The sequence below is a fragment of the Pseudomonas sp. NMI760_13 genome (assembly GCF_021283245.1).
In the GTDB taxonomy this organism is placed as follows: Bacteria; Pseudomonadota; Gammaproteobacteria; order Pseudomonadales; family Pseudomonadaceae; genus Aquipseudomonas; species Aquipseudomonas peradeniyensis.
Genome location: NZ_JAJSRC010000003.1, coordinates 218,376 through 232,272 on the forward strand (window position 1 = coordinate 218,376; position 13,897 = coordinate 232,272).

Consider the following 13,897-nt stretch of genomic DNA (forward strand, 5'->3'; position numbering starts at 1 on the left):
CCTAAATCTCCTGGATGTCGAAGTCATCAGCCACAACCGCCCACTCGTAGAACTTCGAAGGCTTGACTGGCTTGATTAGAATTTTCACATTGTACTTAGCCTTGTTGAAAACCCTATTCAAAGTGGCCCTGTGGCGTTCAGCAGTGAAGGACACCACATAACCCTGTGGGGTAACTTCGACTTGATATGGAGAAGATTTTGTGAATACCTGTGTGATCTGCTGCTCAACCGACTGGTTTGCAACGATCTTCAAACTATCTTCCTTCAGCGCGCGGAGACGTGGCGACATCATTCTCAATGCTTCTTCGGCATTGGTTCGAGCAGACAGAGGAGTGAAGTTGTAGTAGTTATCAAGGAAGACAGCCACGAATGCAATGATGTGTCTCTGTGGAATCTGCCGCTCGCTGATAAAGATCCCCTCAGAGTTTGGGAATCCATACATGATTCGCTCGCTTTGCAATCTCCGGTTTGTTTCCTGCAGTTCCCTATTCATGCCAACCAGCACGGCGATAACGACTGCAAAAACCGCTGAGATGGCGATCAGCGTAATGATGGCTCTGCCCGCACGAAGATCACTTGCGCCGAGCAAATTGAAATACTTCAACGGTGCGCCGTATTGCTCACTCATGTCAGGGCTCGTATCGGTTGCAGTAAGACGGTGAGGGAATCAGCCCGATCTCGAGCCAGATCCGCGCAGTGAAGCGACCGAACTTCCCGACTGCCTTTTGAAGGGCAGGGAACTCGCTCGTCATTACGTAGAGGTCGCCTACGAAAGTTGAGGCCATCAGGGCTAGGAAGCCCTGAGGCTTATTTCTCGTGGAACGCTTGAAGAGCCACAGGCAGAAAAATGCAACGGCAAAGGCCCAAAGGTTTTCGCCTGTGGTTTTGCTGACGATCACCAAGGGAACGATGAAGAACAGAAGGTCCTCTTGGGTGAGGCCTCCGAAGTTCACCGGGCTCGTCGCGAAGGCATAAGTCGGTGCTTCAGTTGTGACTCTCAAGCGCATGGTTACTTGGTCCCCGAAGAACTGGAACCAGTACCACCGGCCATGTTGAAGCCGGCCAGGTTACCGGCCTTGACCACTACGGTTTCACCGAAGAGGGAAATCAGAACCACGAGCACGAATACCCACCAGCCGCGTGCGCCTGCGAAAAGCACCGACAGCAGCAGAAGTGCCAACCCGGCCCAGAGACCGTAACTGGCAATCAGACGCCACCAGTAGAGGAAGCTGTTGTTGGAGTTCTTCGCGATCGTCTCGTCCGGCGCGAAATCGCCGTCGAACGCAGCCATTGCGATATCGGGCATGGCGACGATGAAGATGGTCACCGCCAGTGCGAGAATCCCCAACGCAAAGCGTTTGAGGTCCTCCGTTTTCAGTTGCGGCGCGAGGCCAGTCATTTGCATGGGTCAATCTCCGACTCGAGTTGGGGTGAAAAACAGGCCATCGGGGGTAACGGTCTGGTACCGGAGCCGCTTTTGCTCCGGTTGCAGAACTACGTTGATGGTCTCTTCCACGGGCCGGACCTGTGCGAGCATCCTTACGAGATCCAGCCCTGGAAGTGGGGCGCTGGCTTCGGCCTTCTTGAGTTCGTCCTGAGCCATGCGAAGGTTTTGAGCAGCGAGAGACAGGTGCTCAATGGCACGCTGATACCGGGGATCGCGCTGATCGATTACGTACGGGTCGGATTCAGCAAATGCTGGCTGAACGGCAATGGCCGCCAGATATCCGATCCCTAAAGCCCATGCGTGAAAGTTCATAAAGGGCCCTCCTTTCCCAAATAGTGGAAAGTGAGTGCCCCTTTTTTGAGGGTCGGTAGTGACAGGCCGGCTTTGGGCCGGCCCGAGGGGAGGGGAGCAGAGAGTTAAGAGGTTTTTTTCTCGTCGAACAGCTGGCCAACCCAGCGCCTGGTTCGATGGAATTGTGCAAGCAGCACCTTGCCCAGGAATCCAAACAACTGCACGGTTACCAACGACAGCACGATCTGCACGTAGGTGAAAATCATGCGGACGAAGGCGTTAATCAGCAGAGAGGTCAGGCCGCGAGTAGGCTGGAAAGCAAGCCCGAGGCAGATGATCACGGCAGCGATGGCCAAGTAAGCGGGCCAACCGATTCGCTGCACATGGAACTGGGTAATATCGAGAAACCAGTCCCATACAACCCCGAAGTCCCAATCCCACTGCCGCAGTTTGTCTTGCCAATTCATGGTGTCTCCTCAATGCTCGAGTTTCGCATGCTAAATTCAGCCCTGAGTCAGCTTTTCCAGCATTGCCTTGTTCTTCTCGTGGAATCGTTGCCAGGCGTTGACGCCCGAGCGCGCTCGACGTGGCCTGCGGACCAGTCGCATGTCCTTGAAGTGGACATTCGGGAAGCTGTTCCTCACCAACGGCATGCGGACACGATAGGTTCCCGACTTCGCGACAATGATCCCGTCGCCTTGGTCGAGCGACGCAAAGTCTTCGGGTTGCAGGATGTCCTCCCGCGTCGCCTTGTATCCGGTACTTGAGCTGGCGCCTTCCGAGTCGTTTGTGTAGAGACCTGATTGCTCGGATGCGTAACTCTGTCCCGTGCTGCTGCCAGAGGACTCTTGGACGAACCTTTTGATCATCGTCCCCGCAAGCTTGACGGCGAACTCCCGCGTCTGGGCATCCCGGATGTCGCAGTACAGGTGTGTCCAGCAGTTGCCCAGCACCATCTCGACGAAGGCAGGGGAAATGTTCTGGAGGAAGCCAACGCCCTGGAAAGCAATGATGATGGGCACATTCGCCGATCGCGCCAGCTGGAACAGGGATACCTGGCTCTCGTCCATGAATGATGGGTACTCGTCGAAAATGGCCGGGCACATCATCAGCGGTTTGGCTTTCGAGAGCTGGATTTCGCCGATCGCTCGAGCAAGATCAGAGATGAACAATTTGCCGAATAGCTCCACACCGTCTTTGTCGGCAAGCGACGACATGGACAACACAACAACCTTGTTCTGGAGGATCGCCTCTTTGAGGTCGACATCCGGGCTGTAGGTATTGACGATGCTGGAGTATTCGGAGTGGGCGAACGCCGAAAGTTTTGACACAAGTCCTTGGAGCAACTGCTTGTACCCGCGCAGGTTCCACACCTGTTTTTCTTCGTCGAACCAGAAGCGAAGGTATGAGTGCAGCCACTCGACACCATCGCTGTGATAGATGGAGTCGGATACCCGTATGTTGCGGATAAAGCTCAGCAGCAGGTCGAAGTCGGACAGCACTGCAATGATGTCCTTGATGTGGAACACTGGCTCCCCGGGCTGCAGCTTCAGCGACAGCACCGCGGCAGTCAGGGAGTAGCGAGCAATGTCCGTCCAGAACTCCTCTTTGGAGTTGGCTTGGAGCTTCATTGCAGTGGAAATGGTTGCGCGGACCCCGCCCGAGAAGAACGGATTGTAGGTATGCGACATTTCCGGGAACTCGAAGTTGATGATCAGCAGCTCATCGAGCCGGCCGGCCGCTTCCATCATTCCGTAAATCGAGCCGGAGAAATCAGAGTCTGACTTCGCTTCGATTAACAGAAGGCCGGCCCCTTTTTTTATCTGTTGTTGGATGATTGCCAGAAGCAGTTCGGTCTTGCCGGTCCCGGTTGCAGCGAGCAGCGCTACATGGCGAGTCATGATGTCGTCGGACAGCATGAATGGGATCATTGATGGATAGGTGTCGATCAACTCCCGGCGGATATCGTCAGCGGTGGCGATGCCCTTCGTACTCGTGATCGCGTCAACGCGATCCTTCCACTCTGTCCAAGGAATGGCCTTGCCCAGAAAAGTGGAGCGGCGGAAGTCGCAATCCGGAATCGGGGCTTCGATGTAACCGGCGTCCCAGATATCCGTGGTAGACGCTTCAGCTTCTTTCCGATCAAGCAGCAGGGACCAGATAGCACAGCCTGCAGCGATGGCCACCGTCAAGGGGAGCGGCACAAATGGAATTGCTGCCCCTACCAACGGAAGGCTGATTGCGATATTTCGCTGTCGCTGAATTTCCGCATGCTCGGCGGCAAGCGCCTCAAGGCGCGCTGATTTGATCGACATCTGGATTTATCCGTTTAGGGAGAAGAGACCGGGCAACAGTCGGTTCGCGCAGGGAATATCCCGTCAGCAATCCGTCGAGTGCGCCAACCACCAGCAAGGTGGTCTTCGCACTGTTCAGGAGAGTCGAGATGAGGGTGGTGTTGATGAGGTCCTGCTGGCCCTCGCCGACCACCAAGACGACAACGTCGTAGACTCGCCCCCGGATGAGCTTCGGCGTCATGACAGCGCCCTGGAACACATCGAGGCGCTCTGCCAGGCTGAGCAAGTAATGGTTACCAGCTCGGTCTACAGCGTTCAGGCGCTCTGGATTGATTTCAGCGGCGGTGAACACGGAAAAGGGTGGATGGTTTGTGCTGGCGACGGATTGCCTAACTACGAAAGGCAATCCTTTGAACAGCCCTTTTCCATGGAACTCAACCAGGTGCTCCTCGCCAGTGAACTCCCGAGCGATCGCTGCAGACAGCGGGCCCACCATGTCCTCACCTCGAGGCCCCTTGGCGGCTGGGACTACAACCCTAATATCGAGCAGCGGGTCTACCTGTAGCTGCTGGGCGAACTCCCTAACCACAACAGGTAAGGTCTCGATGAGCAGCTCGGATGGCACCGACAGCCAAGATATCGCTTGGGTTGGGTCGAAGGTTTCGTCGTTCGCTTTGAGCGTCCCGCTCCAGATACGCCGCGATGCTTCGCGTTGCGGTGATCTGGGTGGCAACCAAAAGCTCGCCTGGAAAACTCGCGCCGGCCCGCCTTGGGTGAGCTCCGCGAACGGTTGGCCAATGGAGTGAGCTGGTAGGTCCTTTGCTGCCCCAAGCAGGAAAACCCTGCTCGAATCTGGTACGGCGCGCAGGACGTTCACCATTTCCTCTATCCCAAGCGAGTCCGCCCCGGCAAGAATCAACACATCCGCGTTGATCGGTCTTTTGCCATGCTGTGAAGGCACCCCTGTCTTTGGATCAATGCCTATCAAGGCCGAGTACGTGACGACGACACTGTCGTCATCGAGCAGTCGGTTGACCTCGTCAGCCATCTCGTTTGTATAAGCGGAATAGATGGCGTCTGCGCCGAAGGCTTTCAGGAAGAGTTGAAGGCCCTTGATAACCAGCATTTGGTCTGAGAGGGTTTCGCACTGGATCAGCGCAAAACGTTCTCCCAAGAGCGAGCGGAGTCCTGCTGAGAACGTCTTCGCAGTCCCGTTTTCAAGGCCCAGTGGCTTCAAGAGCTTGGTGGCCATCTTTTCGGTGGGCACCAGGTCCTCGGCGTCTTTGCAGTCCAGTGCTGCCCATTTCCGCACGAGGCCGGCCAGTTTGTTTTCTGCTTCGTGCAGGCTCAGGAGTTGTAGCTGTCCGCCGCTGGCATGGACAACCTTGGCCATGGCGAGGTCGGTTACGGCCTGAGCAATGAGGGGCTTGATCTCATCTTTGGTGAGTCGAAGCATCTTCATGACCGACTCGATGAGCGGCCTCCCTTCAACGTAGCTGTGCCCGAGCCAAGCCTCCCGGCGGAGCACGCCGACCACCGCGCCTTTAACTGCAGAGACTGTGTTGTTGGTCACTCCAAACCTTTTCGCGAGGTTCAGCGCGGAAGTGAAGAGAATGTCCTCGAAATGGACGTAGAGCAGATAAGGGTCTTCTTTCAGAACCTCACTGAGGTTCGCGGCATAGCCTAAGCGACGTTGCAGGGTTGCCAGCTTCGCCGGCGGAATACCCTCGACGTCGATCTGTGCGAGTGCGAGTTGCTCACTTCGTTGATCAGCCCAAACCTGGCCTAAGACCTGGGCTTCTTGCGGGGAGATTCCAGCTTCCACGAGTCTATCTGGTGATTGGTCCAGAATTGGAATCAGACTTTCGCCGAAGTGCTGGACTGCCTTGCTCGTAACGCTGCGTGGGACGCCAGTGAGGACGCTGAGATATCCAACCAGTGACTCAACCTTCGCTGGTGGCATCGAGGTGAACTGGCTGACATCGAAATCAGCGCCGTCGATATCCGGTACGCGCTTGCCGTACAGGATGTAGTCCTCATAGAGGATTGCGTTGCCGAAATTGCCGGTACCGGTGAAGGAGGTGTTGTCTTCCCGCCGGAAGGTACAAACCGACCAAGGACCGGCGGGATCACGGAAAACAATATCGACTAGGGTACCGCGTTCGCGGGTGAGGGCTTCAGCCCCGTCAGGAATTCGATCAGTCATGCTCATCCGCTTGGGTGCGCGCGGCCGCTATTCACGTTCCGTACGCTCTTGTGGACGCCGTTGTAGCTACGGGCAATCTGGTTGGCGAGTTCGGCTCTCACGGCCGCAGCATCGTTCACCAAGGCCGGATACAGACGGGTCAGCCCAACGAAAATGTCGAAGTCCTCAAGCAGATCAACAGCCACCAGGACCTGGTCTGCGACGATCAGCGACTTATCGTATGCAGCAACCGGCTCCATGCCGTTGAACAGCCCTGTCGGGTCGACAAACAGGAATGGGCGGAGCTGGCGTAGTACCAGACTGCGCGCATGCTCAATTTTGGGTAGAACTTGACCTTCAGCCAGGCGGATCTCCTGGCTGCTCTTGCCGCCAAAGAGCATGCCGGATGCCTTGGCGAGGAAATGGGGGAGCGAAGTGTTTATGGTGGCCGGCCAAGTGCTGCCGTCGACCAGGAATGCCTTCGCTTCAGGAGTGTGGATGTATTTCATGTCTTGAAATCCTTGTTCAATCCAATAATGGAAAGGGAGTGCCCCTTTTTTGTTTCACGATGACTCCAGCCCGGTAGTTCGCTGGACTGCGACGTAGCCCGATACAGCAGGTTTATCAATAGCTTACGCGCTTCCATCATATGCCGGTGCTTTCTGAAACTTGACCCGGTTCTCCCTCGCGCCGCTCCTATCTGGCTCCTGGAATCCGGGTCGTTCCAAGGAGTCATCATGGCAAAGATCAAGCTCACCAAGACCGCCGTAGAGTCGGCGCAACCCCAGGCGAAGGACATCGAACTACGGGATACCGTCGTGCCCGGCTTCCTTTGCAAGATTACCTCGACGGGACGCCGGGTGTTCATGCTCCAGTACCGCACGAACTCTGGCCAGCCCCGCAAGCCCTCGCTGGGACTCTACGGGGAGCTAACCGTCGAACAGGCGCGGGTCAAAGCGCAGGACTGGCTGGCCGAGGTTCGCCGGGGTGGTGATCCCGGCGGTGCCAAGGCCGAGGCGCGCAAGGCGCCCACGATGGCCGAGTTGTGCAAAAAGTTCATGGAGGACTACTCCAAGAAGCGCAACAAGGTCAGCACGCAGGACGGCTACCAGGGCGTCATCGACCGCAACATCATCCCGCTGCTGGGCCGCAAGAAGGTGCATGACGTGAAGCGGCCCGACATTGCGGGGCTCATGGAAAAGCTGGCCTACAAGCCGACCGAGGCCAACAAGACCTTCGGCGTGCTGCGCAAGATGTTCAACTTGGCCGAAGTCTGGGGCTTCCGCCCGGACGGCACGAATCCGTGCCGCCACGTCCCGATGTACCCGCCGGGCAAGGAAACCCGGCTCATCGTGGACGAGGAAATGGTGCGGATCTTCCGCCAGTTGGAGAAACTGGAGGCGGAGGGGCTGGAGAACTACGTCATCCCGTTGGCGATCCGGCTGCAATTCGAGTTTGCGGCGCGGCGCTCCGAAATCTGCCCGCTCGAATGGAGCTGGCTGGACTTCGAGAACCGGCGCGTGGTGTGGCCCGACAGCAAGGTTGGCGGCATTTCCAAGCCCATGAGCGAGGAAGCCTATCGGCTGCTTTCGACGGCGCCGCGTCTGGAAGGCTGCCCTTACGTCCTGCCGTCGCCGAACGACCCGGCCAAGCACCTGACCTTTGGCGAGCACTATGGCGGCTGGTGCCGGACGCTCAAGGCCGCCAGCGTGCCGCACGTAGGCACGCACGGCATCCGTCATCGCTCGACCACCGACATTGCCAATTCCGGTGTGCCGACCAAAGTGGGAATGAAGCTGACGGGCCACAAGACCGTGGCGATGTTCATGCACTACGTCCACACCGAGGACAAGCCGGTGCGCGAGGCGGCCGAGCTGGTGGCCAGCCGCCGCCAAGCCATCACGGGCGCGCGGCAGCTTGCGGAGGCGGTGGCATGAACGGGCGCCGGCCATCAGCAGCATCGCTCGCAGCGCCCGCGGCGCTGCTGGGCGACATTCGGGCACTGATCGAGGCGGCGCGCTTGCGCGCCGCCTCGACGGTGAATAGCGAGCTTACGATGCTCTACTGGCGCATCGGCCAACGCATCCACACGCAGGTCTTGGACAGGCGCCGGGGCGCCTACGGCAAGGAAGTTCTGCCCACCTTGGCTGCGCAGTTGGTGGAGGAGTACGGCAGCAGCTTTGCAGAGCAGAACTTGCGCCGCATGGTGCAGTTCGCCGCCACCTTCCCCGACGAGCGAATTCTCGTATCACTGATACGAGAATTGAGCTGGACGCACTTCATCGCCCTGATGCCGCTGAAAGACCCGCTCCAGCGGGACTACTACGCACAGATGGCCAGCACCCAACGCTGGAGCGTGCGGACGCTGCGCGAGCGTATCGACTCGATGCTGTACGAGCGCACGGCGCTTTCCCAAAAGCCGGAAGAAACCATAGCGCAGGAGTTGGCGACCCTGCGCGATGCGCAGCGCATGTCGCCGGCCCTGGTCATGCGCGACCCGTACATCCTCGACTTCCTGGGCCTGCGGGACACTTGGCAGGAAGGCGACTTGGAAGCGGCGATCATCCGTGAAATGGAGTCCTTCCTGCTGGAGCTGGGCGCGGGCTTCTCATTCGTCGCCCGGCAGAAGCGCATTCCGATCGACGACGAGGATTTCCACCTTGACCTTCTGTTCTACAACCGCAAGCTGCGGCGGCTGGTTGCGGTGGAGTTGAAGGTAGGTGACTTCAAGGCGGCCTACAAAGGGCAGATGGAGCTTTACCTTCGGTGGCTAGACAAGCACGAACGGGAGCCGGAGGAAGCCTCGCCGCTCGGGATCATCCTTTGCACCGGCAAGAAGCGCGAGCAGATCGAATTGCTGGAGCTGGACAAGTCCGGCATCCACGTTGCCGAGTATCTGACCGCCTTGCCGCCGAGGGGCGTGCTGGTGGAGCGGCTGCAACAGGCAACGCAACGGGCGCAGTTGCAAATCGAGCAGCGCAAGACGGACAACGAGTAGTCCTGTCCCAAGCAGTCGGGCGTCCCGGCGTGCCGCCGTCGCGCTGTCGTGCTGCGCATCGAGCTTCGCTGCGCGAGTCTCGCCCCTGTCGGGCTTCCATCACTGACGCCTCCGTCCCGGCTCGTTGATCCGGGCCTGCGCGCTCCGCTTGCCAAAAATCGACTCTGTGCAGTGGGCGGGTGTGGGCGGTCTTGCTGTTCCCTTCACCGTATCACGGCGTTCTCGCCGTCAAGGGCGGCGCGCGCCATGCGCGCTTGCGTCCTGGCGGCCGTCTGCGACCCCTGACTGCTTGCGCTGCGCCGTGCTGCCGCCGGTTCCGGGCAATTCCGCCCGAGCAACCGGAGCACGATCATGTCGCAACTGTCCTTTCCCTCGTTCGATTCCTGTCTGCTGGTGCGCGACGCGCACGGGCGCTATCTACCGGCATCGGCCGACGACATTCTGGAAGCTGCGCGCCAGGTCATTGACCGGAAAATGCGGCGCGGAGCAGAGTTCACTTCGCCGGCGGCGGTCAAGGAATACTTGCGTACAAAGTTGGCCAGCTTCGAGCATGAGGTGTTCGTAGTGCTGTTCATGGATACGCGCCATCGTCTGATCGAATACAGGGAGATGTTCCACGGCACTATTGACGGTGCGTCGGTGTATCCGCGCGAAGTGGTCAAGGAGGCGCTGCGGCTCAATGCGGCGGCGGTCGTCGTTTCGCACAACCATCCGAGCGGAAACCCCGAGCCGAGCGCGGCTGACCGGGCGCTGACCCAGCGGCTCAAGGAAGCGTTGGGTCTGGTGGACGTGCGCGTGCTCGATCACATCATCGTTGCGGGCAACGAAACGGCATCGTTCGCCGAGCATGGGCTGATCTAGCCCAAGGGGCTTCGGCCCCTTTTTGCTGCGCCTGGTGGCATAGCTATGGCCCTCGCGGCCTGATGCTCAGGCCGTCGCAACCTGAATCATCTCGTCGTAATGTTTCTTGTCCACCTCTTCCAGCCACTGGAAGATGTTCCCGATGACGCTGTGGCTTTCGCCTGCCAAGTTTTCTGCGGATTCCTCTGTTATCTCAATAACGTCGCTATGTGAATACTTATTGATAAAGCGGTAGATTTTTTCTTTAAGCTCTGGTGTCGTGATGGTGCAATCTTTTAGGCCAGCCTCCATCAATTGACTAATGTCGCTTCGACGCCTTGGATATTTGAAGGTGAAAAACGATTCAACAAGCTTTCGGGCGAGGTTGGCGGTCAAGAACGCCTCATCTCGATTGAGTGTTGTGTGCGCCCTATATTCGTAGAGCTTCTTGAAGATATAGTGGTACTCGGAACCGTAGTTCTTGAGTGAGTCGTCGGCATCCACAAGTAGGGAGTGACGAGGGGAGCCAGGTGGCGCATCCAGGCGATAAAAGAAGCAATTCTCGGCGTTGCCTTTTTTGACTCGATTCCTATTGGTGCCAGTGAACCAGTCTCTCACTAGCTTAAAGTAAGTGAAGTTGTGAGTCAGCACAAAAAGTTGCTTGGCTTCAGTGCATTGCGTTCTCAAAAACGAGTAGGCGTGAAACAAGTGATTAGAATCAAAGCTTGAGACCGGATCGTCAACGACGACGATCGTATCCTTGATGTTATTTCCATTTTCTTTGAGCTTCGTGATGAAATAGACAAATGCAATCGCAGTTTTCTCACCTTCGCTCAAATTCCCATCGTGCTCACCAACCCCGTTTCTGATGATCTCATAGCCTTTCTTCTTCTGATTGAAGTTCAGGCAAAGCTCAGAGCGGCCAATGAAGCGATGCAGGATGTCATTGAACTCCTTTGCCCCGACCGTTTCATTCGAGAGCGCCGCTTCTATGGCTCCGACCTCTAGACTAATTTTTTCAATTTCCTTATGGTCGTTCTTTGCTTCTGACTCAAGGTCATTGCACTTCTTCTCACTTCCAGCATAGTCAAACTCTTGCACCTCAGCCGCAGCAAAGTGAAGCTCCAGTGCCACCTTGCTTTTTGAGGTCTCAGATTTGAAATTTGAAGTCTTATTGTTGTGCTTTCCAACGAGAGCAACAATCGATTTCAGGATGTCATTGAAATTGGTGACATCGTCTTCAACCACATCCGAGATCTGAATGTCTGTCTTCCCAGGGTCTGTGATCTTGGCCTTCAGGGCTTCCCGCCAGGCGTCGATTTGCTGGTCGATCTTTTCAGCAGCAGTTGCGTAGTCCTTTTGAAGCTTCTCTGCCTCGGCCGATAGTTCTTTATAAAACTCGGTCGATGCGGGAAACTGATTAGCTGGAGCGCCTTGAGATTCAATCCATGTCGCCGCGTTCTGAAGTCGGCTCTGAAACTCCGTGAACTCCTTGCTGAAGTGGGCAGCAAGCGCCTCGGCACGAAGCTGGGCGAACGGAGAGCCGCAGAACTCGCAGGATTGCGAGTCGTGGTTTTTATGGATTTCCAAGCCTGCTTGAACCCATTCGCGGATTTCCGGGTTATCGGTCAGCCGCTGGATTGCTTGATTGACCGCCGTAGTCCCAATCAAATCTCTGATGCGGCCCGCCGCTTTCTTAAAGTAGTCCGGCTCAATGGCCGTTGAGGCGAAAGCAATGCTTGGAAGCTGATCTGGCTTGGCGGCATTCGTAAGGTCGATAACCCTCTCATCTGGAAGAACCGACTCCGCCTTGATAATTGTCTCGCCGTTATTCTGTATGAAGTTGAAGAGCTTGCGGCGGTCGTAATTCAAGTAATAACTGTCGCTCGTATCAATCGCCTGAAGTCCAAGCTTCATTTTCTTGGCAGCATTGGTCAGGAACTTCTCTAATGCCTCACGCTGCTTCTTGATATCGCTTTGCTTGTCGTCGTGAGCCTTCTTTTTCGACTGAAGCTCGCTCTTCAGCTTCTCCAGCTTCTGCAAGTCATCAATCTTCTCTTTCGCAATAAGAAGGATGCTCTTTACGGATTTGTCCCAATCAATGTTCTCATGCACGAAGCGTTGATTGAAAACATGAATATTCAATTGGGATGAGTGGAGTGTGGATTCCGTGATCGTTGAGCCATCCTCCAGAACTACTGAAAATTGGCCCGTGCTGAAGCGGGGAACCATCGAGCGAAGCTCAAAGCAAGAGAATAGATTCGATAACGTTGACTTGCCTGTTCCATTCCAACCATAGACCAGGTTGTACCGGCCGAACTTTTGGATCTTCGTTCCATTGAAGTCGCTGAAGATTCCGAACTGTTTGAGGCGGTTGATGCAGACAATCATCTCTATATCTCCGTGTTCTTGCTTTCCCATCATTTGCTTGCGAAACAAATGGTAAACGAAGAGTCCTCTTGCGTCTCCGCTTCGCGGATCGCGCTGCTCCAGGTTCGCTAGTCGCTCATCCCTGGCGGGACTGGCTTCGCCAGCCTTCCGCATCGCTGACGCCTACGGCCCGGCTTCCAGCTTCGGGCCTGCGCGCTTCGCTTGCGTGCGGTCAGCACAAAGGGATGGCCGTTGCCTTGTCCAGCCGTCTCCCCTGACTTCATCACCTTACCCGCGACCGTAGCCCGCGACCGTGTGCCGTCAAGGCGCGCAGGGCCGTGTCCTCGGCTGCGCCTGCGGGCCGCACCAACCCTGCGCTTGGCTCCTTGACGGCCCCCGTCCGCGCGCTCCTTTGGGCGCGGGCGATGAACTCAGGAAAGACGGTGGCAACAGGGCCAACCGGGTTCCTCGTGCCGACCGCACCAAACAGCCGAAAGGCTGGGCTCCGAATCTAGAAATCCGGTGTGCGGTGTGAACAGCAAACCTCTTTTGTCAGGAGAAAGACCATGCAACTCGCATCCCGTTTCGCTTTCCGCTCCCCCTCGCTGCGCAGCGATTACCCGCTGTCCGACGACCAGATTCACCGCGTGGCCCCGTCCATCTTCGCGGATGCCCCGCACGAGAGCCGTTCGCAGCGGTACGCCTATATCCCCACCGCCGCCGTGCTGACCGAGCTTCGCAAAGAAGGCTTCCAGCCTTTCATGGTGACGCAAACCCGCGTGCGCGACGAAGGCAAGCGCGAGCACACCAAACACATGATTCGCTTGCGCCATGCCAGCCAGATCAACGGCGCGGAGGCCAACGAAATCGTGCTGCTGAACTCGCACGACGGCACCAGCAGCTATCAGATGCTGGCCGGAATGTTCCGGTTCGTGTGCAGCAATGGCCTTGTCTGCGGCAACACCGTGGCCGATGTGCGAGTGCCCCATAAAGGCGACGTGGCCGGTCTGGTCATTGAGGGGGCTTACGAAGTCTTGAGCGGTTTCGATCGGGTGAAGGAATCGCGCGATGCCATGCGCGGCATCACCTTGGACGATGGCGAATCCGAAGTGTTCGCCCGCGCCGCGCTCGCCCTCAAGTACGACGACCCCGACAAGCCCGCGCCCATCACGGAATCGCAAATCCTGATGCCGCGCCGCTTCGACGACCGCCGCCCCGACCTGTGGAGCGTGTTCAACCGCACCCAAGAAAACCTGACCCAAGGCGGGCTGCGTGGCCGCAGCGCCAACGGGCGCCGACAGCAAACCCGCCCGGTGCAGGGCATCGACCAAAACATCCGACTAAATCGCGCCCTCTGGCTGCTGGCCGATGGCATGCGCCAGTTGAAAGCCTGAATCCCCACGCGGCAGGGGCAGGCAGCAGCCCTTGTCGCTTTCTTCGCTGCTGCATCCCTGAACCGATAGGAGTTATCA

The 13,897-nt window shown here is 57.4% G+C and carries 13 protein-coding genes; 4 read left to right on the forward strand and 9 right to left on the reverse strand.

All coding sequences use genetic code 11. The features are described 5' to 3' along the window. Position 1: 1 nt before the first annotated feature. The 8 genes from LU671_RS04845 to LU671_RS04880 all read right to left on the reverse strand — a co-directional run bounded on the left by LU671_RS04845 (position 2) and on the right by LU671_RS04880 (position 6,726). The gene (locus LU671_RS04845) at positions 2–628 is read right to left on the reverse strand and encodes a hypothetical protein (protein ID WP_010792904.1); all 627 of its coding nucleotides are present in this window, start codon (positions 626–628) and stop codon (positions 2–4) included. Between the two features lies 1 nt (position 629). Continuing rightward, positions 630–1,007: a hypothetical protein gene (locus LU671_RS04850; RefSeq protein ID WP_010792905.1), complete on the reverse strand. Its 378-nt coding sequence runs from the start codon at positions 1,005–1,007 to the stop codon at positions 630–632. Between the two features lie 2 nt (positions 1,008–1,009). Then, complete coding sequence (locus LU671_RS04855) at positions 1,010–1,405, reverse strand: hypothetical protein (protein ID WP_010792906.1); 396 nt, start codon at positions 1,403–1,405, stop codon at positions 1,010–1,012. Between the two features lie 3 nt (positions 1,406–1,408). Next, positions 1,409–1,759, reverse strand: coding sequence for a hypothetical protein (locus LU671_RS04860; protein WP_010792907.1), 351 nt, complete (start codon positions 1,757–1,759; stop codon positions 1,409–1,411). A 104-nt stretch (positions 1,760–1,863) separates the two neighbouring features. Then, positions 1,864–2,205 carry a hypothetical protein gene (locus LU671_RS04865; RefSeq protein ID WP_010792908.1) on the reverse strand — a complete coding sequence of 114 codons (342 nt, stop codon included), beginning with the start codon at positions 2,203–2,205 and terminating at the stop codon, positions 1,864–1,866. A gap of 36 nt (positions 2,206–2,241) precedes the next feature. Further along, positions 2,242–4,053: a type IV secretory system conjugative DNA transfer family protein gene (locus tag LU671_RS04870; protein WP_010792909.1), complete on the reverse strand. Its 1,812-nt coding sequence runs from the start codon at positions 4,051–4,053 to the stop codon at positions 2,242–2,244. Beyond that, positions 4,028–6,238 (reverse strand): helix-hairpin-helix domain-containing protein, encoded by a 2,211-nt coding sequence (locus LU671_RS04875; RefSeq protein ID WP_021018575.1) that lies wholly within the window; start codon positions 6,236–6,238, stop codon positions 4,028–4,030. The genes LU671_RS04870 and LU671_RS04875 overlap by 26 nt, the downstream gene beginning before the upstream one ends. A 2-nt stretch (positions 6,239–6,240) precedes the next feature. Further along, positions 6,241–6,726 carry a hypothetical protein gene (locus LU671_RS04880; protein WP_010792911.1) on the reverse strand — a complete coding sequence of 162 codons (486 nt, stop codon included), beginning with the start codon at positions 6,724–6,726 and terminating at the stop codon, positions 6,241–6,243. Positions 6,727–6,954: 228 nt separating this feature from the next. Here LU671_RS04880 and LU671_RS04885 point away from each other — a divergent pair, with 228 nt between their 5' ends. The 3 genes from LU671_RS04885 to radC all read left to right on the forward strand — a co-directional run bounded on the left by LU671_RS04885 (position 6,955) and on the right by radC (position 10,076). After that, on the forward strand, positions 6,955–8,154 hold the full coding sequence (locus LU671_RS04885) for a tyrosine-type recombinase/integrase (RefSeq protein WP_001062689.1): 1,200 nt from the start codon (positions 6,955–6,957) through the stop codon (positions 8,152–8,154). After that, the gene (locus LU671_RS04890; protein ID WP_003092331.1) at positions 8,151–9,215 is read left to right on the forward strand and encodes a PDDEXK nuclease domain-containing protein; all 1,065 of its coding nucleotides are present in this window, start codon (positions 8,151–8,153) and stop codon (positions 9,213–9,215) included. The genes LU671_RS04885 and LU671_RS04890 overlap by 4 nt, the downstream gene beginning before the upstream one ends. 351 nt (positions 9,216–9,566) lie before the next feature. Continuing rightward, on the forward strand, positions 9,567–10,076 hold the full coding sequence (gene radC, locus LU671_RS04895; protein ID WP_003092330.1) for a RadC family protein: 510 nt from the start codon (positions 9,567–9,569) through the stop codon (positions 10,074–10,076). Between the two features lie 66 nt (positions 10,077–10,142). Here radC and LU671_RS04900 read toward each other — a convergent pair whose 3' ends face one another. Beyond that, entirely contained in the window at positions 10,143–12,599 is a 2,457-nt protein-coding gene (locus LU671_RS04900; protein WP_001223964.1) for an ATP-binding protein, read from the reverse strand. A 392-nt stretch (positions 12,600–12,991) separates the two neighbouring features. Between LU671_RS04900 and LU671_RS04905 the strand changes: the two genes are divergently transcribed. Continuing rightward, positions 12,992–13,819, forward strand: a complete 828-nt coding sequence (locus LU671_RS04905; RefSeq protein WP_003092327.1) for a DUF932 domain-containing protein — start codon at positions 12,992–12,994, stop codon at positions 13,817–13,819. Positions 13,820–13,897: the final 78 nt, after the last annotated feature.